Source organism: Kitasatospora sp. NPDC004799 (genome assembly GCF_040609095.1).
In the GTDB taxonomy this organism is placed as follows: Bacteria; Actinomycetota; Actinomycetes; order Streptomycetales; family Streptomycetaceae; genus Kitasatospora.
In genome coordinates this window covers 1-6323 of sequence record NZ_JBEXJK010000460.1, presented here as the reverse complement: position 1 = coordinate 6323, position 6323 = coordinate 1, and the positions used below count along the sequence as shown (strand labels likewise).

Below are 6323 nucleotides of genomic sequence, written 5' to 3'. Positions count from 1 at the left end.
GCTGGCTCGAACATGACAGAACCCGTGTGCGAATTGGCTCATGATCGGGCAATTCGTTGCTAAAAAACAGTCAACTGTGGAGGGCCGGGAACTCCCGTACCGTGCCGAGCAGTTCGCGGGTCACCGCGTGGGCGGCCGCGACCGGTTCGCCCTCGCCGACGACCTCGTGGAGGACCGTCTCGGTCTCCGGGCCGTCCGGTGCCGCCATCGGGGCCCAGTCGACGGCGAACAGCGAGTTCCGCCGGCGCCCGGCCGCGTGGCCCGCCGCCTCGACGGGCCGCAGGACGATCTCGTCGATGCTCACCACCGGCAGCCCGGCGGTGTCGGTGATCCGCACCGCGCAGGTGTCCGGCCCGGTCGGGTGCAGCACCACGCGGGCCGTCGCGGCCGACCCGGTGACCGACACACCGGAGAACGAGAAGGGCATCCGCGCCGGGCTGCCGTCGGCGCCGCCGTCCTCGGCCGCGAGGCCGCCGAGGCCCGCGAGCAGGGTCAGCGGCTGGATGGCGGCGTCCAGGAGCGCGGGGTGGACGCGGAAACCGGTGAGCTGCGCCGCATCCGCCGGGAAGCTCACCTCGGCGTGCAGGTCCTCGCCGTGCCGCCGGATGCCGGTGAGCCCCTGGAAGGTCGGCCCGTAGTCGTAGCCGGCGTCGGCGAGCCGGTCGTAGAACGAGCCGATGTCGATCGGCGCGGCCCCGCTGTCGTCCGCCCCGCTGTCGTCCGCCCCGGGCACGGCCGTCCGGTCCGCCCGGTCCGCCCGGGTCGCCCGGTCCGCCGGCGGACTGAGCACGCCGGTCGCGTGGCGGGTCCACTCGTCGGGCTCGGCGGAGGTACGGGAGTGGACGGTGACGGGCCGGCGTCCGGTGTCGTCGGGCGCGCCGACGGTGACCTGCACGTGCACGCCGTCGCGCTCGGACAGCACGAGCGGCGCCTCCAGAACCAGCTCGGACAGGACGGGGCTGGCCGTGTGCTCGCCGGCGTGGACGGCCAGGTCCACGAACGCCATCGCGGGCAGCAGCGTCGAACCGAGGACGGTGTGCTCGGCCAGCCACGGGTGGGCGGACGCGGAGAGCTTCCCGGTCAGGACGACGCCCTGCCCGTCGGGGAGCTTCACCAGGGACCGCAGCAGCGGGTGGTCGGGCGTGTCGAGGCCCTCCGACGGGGTGGTGGGCTGGAGCCAGTAGTGCTGGTGCTGGAAGGCGTACGAGGGCACGCGCACGTCCGACTCGCCCGACGATGTGGCCGCGGGTGGTGTCCAGCGCGCGGCACCGTCCGCCCACAGCCGGCCCAACCCGGCGAACAGCCGGTCCGGAGTGTCACCACCACGGCGCATCAACCCGGTCCCCACGAGCAGTGGATGCGGGCCCACCTCCAGGAACCCCGTCACGCCCTGGTCCGTCAGCCACTCCAGCGCGTCGGCGAACCGGACCGGCTCCCGTACCTGGCGCACCCAGTACCCCGGCTCCCCCATCTCCACCGGCTTTCCCGTCACCGTGGAGACCACCGGGATCACCGGCTCGGCGAACGACAACCCCGCCACCACCCGACCCAACTCCTCCAGCACCGGATCCATCCGCGCCGAATGGAACGCGTGACTCACCGCCAGCCGCCGCACCCGGCGACCACGGCCGCGCCACACCTCACCGACCGCCAGCACCGCGGCCTCGTCCCCCGACACCACCACCGCGTCCGCGCCGTTGACCGCCGCCACCTCGGCCCCCGGCACCAGCGAACCCGCAACCTCCTCCACGGAGGCCTGGAGCGACACCATCGCCCCACCACCGGGCAGGCCCTGCATCAGCCGGCCCCGTGCCCCCACCAGCGCACACGCGTCCGCCAGACCCAGAACCCCCGCCACATGGGCCGCGGCCACTTCGCCGACGGAGTGCCCGACCATGAAGTCCGGCCGCACCCCCAGCCACTCCACCAGCCGGAACAGGGCCACCTCCAGCGCGAACACCGCGCCCTGGGTGAACTCCGTCTCCCCCAACACCCCGTCCGCGTCCTCGAACAGCACCTCCACCGGCAGGCCCAGCAGCCCGCACACCTCGTCCAAAGCCCGGGCGAACACCGGGAACTCCCGGTACAGGCCCCGCCCCATCCCCGCCCACTGACCACCCTGACCGGAGAACACGAACGCCGACCTACCGGCGGAGGCGGTGCCCGTGACGATTCCGGGCTCTCCGTCGATCAGCGTGTCCAGGCCGGCCGGGTCCGTCAGCACGGCACGGTGCGGGAACCGGGCCCGCGCGGCCAGGCCTGCGGCCACCTCGGCCGGTGTGACCTCGGGGTGCTCGGCGAGGAACCCGCGCAGTCTGCGGGCCTGGTCGCGCAGGGCCGCGTCCGACTTGGCCGACAGCAGCCACGGCACCGGGCCCGCGGCCTCGGGAGCGGGCGGCGTCTCCTCGGCCGGTGCCTCCAGGATCACGTGCGCGTTCGTCCCACTGATGCCGAACGCCGAGACGCCGGCACGGCGGGGACGTCCCGTCTCCGGCCACGGCCGGGCCTCGGTGAGCAGCGAGACCTGGCCCGCCGACCAGTCGACATGGGAGGTCGGCGCGTCGACATGCAGCGTCGGCGGCAGTTCGCCGTGCCGCATCGCCATGATCATCTTGATCACGCCCGCCACCCCGGCCGCGGCCTGGGTGTGCCCGATGTTCGACTTCACCGAGCCCAGCCACAGCGGCTCCACCCGGTCCCGGCCGTACGTCGCCAGCAGCGCCTGCGCCTCGATGGGATCGCCGAGGGTGGTGCCGGTGCCATGAGCCTCCACCGCGTCCACCTCGGACGCCGCAAACCCGGCGTTCGCGAGGGCCTGACGGATCACCCGCTCCTGTGACGGACCGTTCGGCGCGGTCAGCCCGTTGGACGCCCCGTCCTGGTTCACCGCGCTTCCCGCGACGACCGCCAGCACCCGGTGACCGTTCCGGCGGGCATCCGACAACCGCTCCAGCAGCACCAAACCGGCGCCCTCACCCCAGGCCGTACCGTCGGCCGCCTCGGCGAACGCCTTCACCCGCCCGTCCGCCGCAAGCCCGCGCTGCCGCGAGAAGTCGATGAAGGCGGCGGGTGTCGCCATCACCGTCACCCCGCCGGCCAGGGCCAGCGAGCACTCCCCCGAGCGCAGTGCCTGCGCCGCCAGGTGAATGGCCACCAGCGAGGACGAGCACGCCGTGTCCACCGACACCGCCGGGCCCTCCAGCCCCAGCAGGTACGACACCCGCCCGGAGGTCACACTCGTCGCCGTGCCGGTGGCCACATAGCCGTCCGCGTCGCGCGAGATCTGGTCCACTCCGCCCGCGTAGCCGGACGCCCAGATGCCGGTGAACACGCCCGTCTGGCTGCCCCGCAAGGACGTCGGGTCGATCCCCGCGTCCTCGAAGGTCTCCCACACCGTCTCCAGCAGCACCCTCTGCTGCGGGTCCATCGCCAACGCCTCACGCGGCGAGATCCCGAAGAACGCGGCATCGAAGCCACCCGCGTCCGCGAGGAAGCCACCCACCCGCGTGTACGAGGTCCCCGGACCGCCGGCCGGATCGTAGAGACGGCCCACGTCCCATCCGCGATCCGACGGGAACTCCCCGATCGCGTCCGCCCCGCCCGACACCAGGCGCCACAACTCCTGCGCCGAACCCACCCCACCGGGGTAACGGGCCCCCAGCCCCACGACCACCACCGGATCGTCCGGCACCGGAACCCCGACCGGCACGGGCGCCACCGTCCGGCGCTCCCGGCCGAGGACCACCTCCCGCAGGTACTCGGCCAGCCGGGCCGGGGTCGGGTGGTCGAAGACCATCGTCGCGGGCAGCCGTACCCCGGCGACCGCGGACAGCCGGTTGCGCAGTTCCACCGCGGTGAGCGAGTCGAAGCCCAGGTCCTTGAAGGCCCGCTCGGCGCTGACGGCCGCGGTGTCGCCGTGGCCGAGGACCGCGGCCGTCTGGCCGAGGAGCAGGTCCAGGACGCGGCTGTGCTGCTCGGTCTCGGGCAGGGCCGCCAGTTCCCTGCCCAGGCCCGGCCGGTCCGTGCGCCGGGCGGGCCTGGTCCGGGTGAGGCGGCTGAGCAGCGGGCGGCCGGTCGCCGCCGACAGGTCGAGGTGGGCGGGGACCAACGCGGGATCGGCCGCGCCCAGGGCCAGGTCGAACAGCGCCAGCGCCTGGTCCGTGGGCATCGGCAGCACACCGGCGCGGGCTAGGCGCCTGCGGTCGGTGTCGGTGAGGTGCTCGGTCAGCCCGCTGTCCTCGGCCCACTGTCCCCAGGCCAGCGACACGCCCGGCAGGCCCAGGGCACGCCGGTGCGCGGCGAGGGCGTCCAGGAAGGCGTTCGCGGCGGCGTAGTTCGCCTGGCCCGGTCCGCCCAGCACCCCGGCGGCGGACGAGAAGAGCACGAACGCGCTCAGGCCGAGGTCCTTCGTCAGCTCGTGCAGGTGCCAGGCGGCGTCGGCCTTGGGCCGCAGCACCCGGTCGATCCGGTCGGGCGTGAGGGATTCGACGACGCCGTCGTCGAGCACCCCGGCCGCGTGCACGACCGCGGTGAGCGGGTGTTCGGCCGGGATCGCGTCCAGGACGGCCGCCAGCGCGTCCCGGTCGGCCACGTCGCAGGCCACCACCTCGGCGTCGAAGTCCACCTCGGCCGCGGTCCTGCTGAGCAGGAGCAGGTGCCGGATGCCGTGCCGCTCGCGCAGGTGCCGGGCGACCAGGCGGCCCAGGGTTCCGGTGCCTCCGGTGATCAGCACGGTGCCGTTCGGGTCGAGCGGGCCGGGTGCCGGGGCCGCGTCGGCCCGTACCAGTCGGGCGGCGTGGGCGGCGCCCTCGCGGACGACGAGCTGCGGTTCGTCCCCCGCGACGAGGACGCGGTCGTCGGTGTCGACGAGCACGAACCGGTCGGGGTGCTCCGCCTGGGCCGCGCGGACCAGGCCCCAGACGACGCTGGACGGCAGGTCGACCGGGTCCAGCCCGACCGCCCCACGGGTCACGACGGCCAGCCGGCCGTCCCCGTCGCGCAGGAAGTCCTGGAGCACGCCCAGCGTCTCGGCGGCGACGGTGTGCGCGGCCGCCACGGGGTCTCCTGCCAGGGGCGTGACGACATGGACGGCCGGGGGCTCGCCGGTGCTCTCGACGGGCACCCAGTCGAGGCGGAAGAGCTGGTCGGTCCCGGCGACCGCCATGCTTGGCGGCCGGTGGCGCACGGTCAGCGCGTCGATCACCGCCAGCGGCCCGGATTCGTCGGCGAGCGCGACCCGGAAGGTGTCGGGGCCGGTGGGCGTGAGGCGGACCCGGGCCGTGGAGCCGGCCTGCCGCATCGACACCCCGGCGAAGGAGAACGGCAGGCGGCCGGCGGCCAGCAGGGTCAGCGGCTGGAGTGCGGCGTCGAGCAGCGCGGGGTGGAGACCGAAGCGGTCGCGGGTGTCGACGGGCAGCGCCACCTCGGCGTGGAGCTCGTCGCCCTGCCGCCGGATCTCGCGTACGCCCGCGAACACCGGCCCGTACTCGTAGCCCTGGGCGGCGAGGGTGTCGTAGAAGTCGGTCAGGTCGACGGGCTCACCGGCCGGCTGCCAGGGCTCGCCGGTGTCGTACGGGTGGGGGCGGTCGCCGGTCGCCAGCGTGCCGGTGGCGTGCCGCAGCCAGCTGCCGCCCGTCCGGGAGTGCACGGTGACGGGGCGTCGGCCCGTCCCGTCCGGGGCGCCGACGGCGACCTGGACCGGCACGGAACCGTCGTCCGGCAGGACCATGGGGGCTTCCAGCACCAGTTCGTCCAGGACGTCGCAGCCGGCCCGCCGTCCGGCGTGCAGGGCGAGTTCGACGAACACGGTGCCGGGCAGCAGCATCCTCCCCAGGACGGCGTGGTCCGCGAGCCAGGGGTGGGTGGCCGTGGAGAGCCGCCCCGTGAGCAGGAGGCTCCGGTCCCCGGCCAGTTCGACGACGGCCCCGAGCAGCGGGTGCCCGGCCGAGTCCAGTCCCGCCGCCGACACGTCGCCCTTCGCGGCGGTGGGGGTCAACCAGTACGGCCGGTGCTGGAAGGCGTACGTCGGCAGCGGGACGTGGCGGGGCTCGCCGGGGAAGAGCGGCGTCCAGTCGACGGCCACGCCCTGGGTGTGCAGGCGCGCCAGGGCGAGGTGGAACTCCTGCCTGCCGCCGCTGCCGCGGCGCAGCGTGCCGGTCGCGACGCCGTCCATCACCGGCACCAGGACGGGGTGCGGGCTGACCTCGACGAAGACGGTGCGGCCGTGGTCGAGCAGCAGCCGGGTGGCCTGGTCGAAGAGCACGGGTTCGCGGAGGTTGCGGTACCAGTAGTCGGCGTCGAGGGCGGAGGTGTCGAGCTCCTCG

At 74.7% G+C, this 6323-nt stretch carries 1 protein-coding gene; it reads right to left on the bottom strand.

Going from position 1 to position 6323, the window contains the following annotated elements; genetic code table 11:
• Window positions 1-70 precede the first annotated feature (70 nt).
• A partial coding sequence (locus tag ABZW03_RS35410) for a type I polyketide synthase (RefSeq protein ID WP_355267888.1) occupies window positions 71-6323 on the bottom strand: 6253 nt, incomplete at its 5' end.